The organism is Rhodopirellula sp. JB055, assembly GCF_043100905.1.
Classification (GTDB): domain Bacteria; phylum Planctomycetota; class Planctomycetia; order Pirellulales; family Pirellulaceae; genus Rhodopirellula.
On the sequence record NZ_JBICHO010000630.1, the window covers coordinates 1 to 3,291 of the forward strand.

At 56.4% G+C, this 3,291-nt stretch carries 2 protein-coding genes; both read left to right on the top strand.

The annotated features are described in order from the left end of the window. Positions 1 to 461 precede the first annotated feature (461 nt). On the top strand, positions 462 to 1,886 hold the full coding sequence (locus ACF8AM_RS24395) for a DUF1598 domain-containing protein (RefSeq protein WP_392558153.1): 1,425 nt from the start codon (positions 462 to 464) through the stop codon (positions 1,884 to 1,886). Positions 1,887 to 1,892: 6 nt separating this feature from the next. Continuing rightward, positions 1,893 to 2,783 (top strand): glycerophosphodiester phosphodiesterase, encoded by an 891-nt coding sequence (locus ACF8AM_RS24400; RefSeq protein ID WP_392558154.1) that lies wholly within the window; start codon positions 1,893 to 1,895, stop codon positions 2,781 to 2,783. The last annotated feature ends 508 nt before the right edge of the window (positions 2,784 to 3,291 follow it).

A 3,291-nucleotide genomic window follows, 5' to 3' on the forward strand; every position in this document is an offset into this window, starting at 1 on the left:
GTGCCGCAGCGGCTCACGCGGGGGCCAGCAGTGTAAATGACTGGGGCGGGGCGAAAAGGCCACGAGGCGGAATGCAGTCACCGTTTGGCTCCATACATTTCGCTCTGCCGCTAGCGCAACCGATCCAGGCGGCTGATTATGGCTATCCGTCCCAGTCGGAAGCGGCCGTTTCAGGCAGAAAAGCGTTGGAAAAACCAGGCAATCGCAGAGTCGGAGGGCTTCCGCAGAAACGCTGGTTCATTCGGTCGGAGGGGAACTCGCCACCAATGATTGAAAATAGAAATCTGGTTCGAGGGAGGGGCCTGCATCGACTCTCGCGGGCCAGCCGAAAAGGCGTTCCGGAATTTCATTGAGGTTTTCCCGGTGCGTTATTAGACTGAGGCTCGGCTGCCGGTCGGAATCCGATTGATGTCGGCCCTCATTCTCACCCACGACGTTCTTCTCTGCAAAAGAATCCACCGATGCGACTGATCGATCGCCACTCTCGAATTCGCACCTTGGCCAGTTTCGCGTTCGCAGCGTTGTTGGCGGTTGCGTTGGCTCCCTCCAGCTTCGGCCAAGATGGCGGCGGCGATGGTGGCGGCGACGTTACGAACAACTTTGGCAGCCAGCCCGCTGGTGTCGACGTCGATGCGGCTGGCGTTTTGAAGGTTCGCACGATCGATCCTCGCTTGGCACGTCAGCAGTGGATGCAATCGCGAGCCAACGCGACTGCGACCGAGTCGATGGAATCCAGCGAACTGCGAAAGGTTTCGCTGAATCGTTTGGAGGCAGCGATTTCGGAATATGTCGAAGCTGATCGTCCGCTTCCCGCTGAAATGCTGGCGATGGCCGGGCTGACTTCCGTTGAGTATGTGTTCTTCTATCCCGACACAAATGACATCGTGTTGGCTGGACCCGCCGAAGGTTATGTCGCCGATGCGACCGATCGCTTCGTCGGTATGCAAACGGGACGTCCCAGCGTTCTGTTGGAAGATGTCGTCGTTGCTTTGCGAGCGTTTCCTCCTCAAGGCAAACCTGCTCGTGTGATTTCGGTCTCGATCGATCCGACCCCAGAAGGTCTGAAGCGAATGCAGCAGTTCCTGATGCGAGTCGGTGGACGTGCCGGTCGCGGTGACACTCAACAACTCGTTCGCGGACTCAAGGAAAACCTGGGGCTGCAAACGGTCTCGATCGAAGGCATTCCTGCCGCCACTCACTTTGCTCGCGTGTTGGTGGAAGCCGATTACCGAATGAAGCTGATCGGCATCGGGTTGGAACAATTGCCCGTTCCTGTCCGCAGCTACGTTTCGCGAACCAACCCTGTTTCGGTTTCAGCCAACTCGATGGAACGTTGGTACTTCCAACCCAACTACGACGGTGTCTCGGTCAGCGAAGACAACCTGGCGATGCGAATCAACGAACGTGGTGTTCAGTTGGTGGGTGCCAACGAACGCGTGCAAGGCGATGGTGCTCGTGTCGGAACCGGCCGAGTGAATCGTGCCAGCCAAGCGTTCACGAAAGAGTTCACCGAAAAGTACAACCAAATCGCAGACCGCGTTCGCGTCTATGCAGAGCTCCGCCAGTTGATCGATTTGTCGATCGCCGCGGCTTATATCCACGAGCAAGACTTCTATGGCCAAGCCAACTGGTCGATGCCCGTTTTGGGTGACGAAGGCAAGGTCAGCGTGCAGACTTACACCGCTCCTGAAAAGGTCGAAACGGCAGTCAATGCGATCTGGCGAGGCAACACTTTGATGACTCCTTTGGGTGGCGGCGTGAACGTGCAACCACGGATTGCATTGAAGAAAGACCACGTCACAATCGACACCGAAGGCCAGCACGTGCAGGTCAAACAATCCTCAGGGCCAGAACAGTTGGCTCCCGGACAATGGTGGTGGGACTGATTCAAGATGAAATCGATTGACACAACACTCTTCGCCGTCGCGACTCGTTTCGCGGCGGCGTTTTCTTTTGCTGCGTGCCTCAGTTTGGTGACGCCGCAAATGGCGAATGCAAACGAAAATGTGGGGCCGCAAAAATCGACGCCCATGATTGTCGCCCACCGGGGCGCGTCTCATATGGCACCGGAAAACACGCTGTCCGCGTTCCATTTGGCGTGGGAAGAAAACGCGGACGCGATCGAAGGTGACTTCTATCTGTCGGCTGACGGCGAGATTGTTTGCTTGCATGACAAGACGACCACGCGGACCTCTCCGGGCTCATCGTTGAAGGTCGCGGAAGCGACGCTGGAGCAACTACGCCAGCTCGACTTTGGCGCTTGGAAGCATGAACGCTACTCCGGCGAGCGCATCCCAACTTTGCGAGAAGTGATGGCCACGGTGCCCGATGGGAAGGGAATCTTCATCGAAATTAAATGTGGGCCTGAGATCCTGCCAACATTGAAGAAACAATTGGATGAGTGCTCGCTCAAACCAGAGCAGATCACGATCATTTGCTTCAATCAGGAAGTCTGCCGTCAGGCTCGTGAGATGATGCCTTACGATTGCAACTGGTTGTCTTCGTACAAGCGGCAAGCGGACGGCCATTGGACGCCAACGATCGATGACGTTTTGAAGAGCTTGAAGGCAACCGATGCGACTGGGTTTGGAACGCAAGTCAAATCCAGTCTGATGGGTGAGGTCCTCCATGATGACTTCTGCAATGCTGTTCGTTCCTCCGGTCGTGGTATGCATGGCTGGACCATCGATGATCCGAGCGTTGCCAAGCAATTGGTGAAGCTTGGTTTCGAGAGCATTACGACCAATCGTCCCGCCGCGATTCGTGCGGCGTTGGAAGATTGATTCGGGGCGTCTGAGTTTCGAAGGATCCGCGGGGCAGCGATTCAGGCTCGCCCTGCCGTCGGTCCAGTGACCAGTCGACACCAGAGTGGCTAGTCGATTGAGTCATCTACTACTTTTCACCGGATGTAGGATGGGCACTCTTGCCCGTCCGAGCCGACCGAGATCTCGCATCACAACCCGACGCGTGAGTTTTGAAGTTGCGCTTTTGCGTGAGGCATTGGTTTTTTCATAACCCGACGCGTCACGGCGAAGTCAACATCTTTTTTCCCTCGCTGACGCTTCGGGTTATGAAAAAGCTGACGCTTCGGGTTTTAACAAAAGCGCAACTTCAAAACGCGTCAGCGAGGGACCGCATGCCATCGCAACGAGCGGGTGGGTCCCTCGCTGACGCGTCGGGTTGTGAGAAAAGCGCAACTTCAAAACTCACGCGTCGGGTTGTGAACTCGAGGCCTTTCGAGGCTTCCTTCCCGAGTGAAGTCGATCTCGGGGCTTCCACCCCGAGCTACGG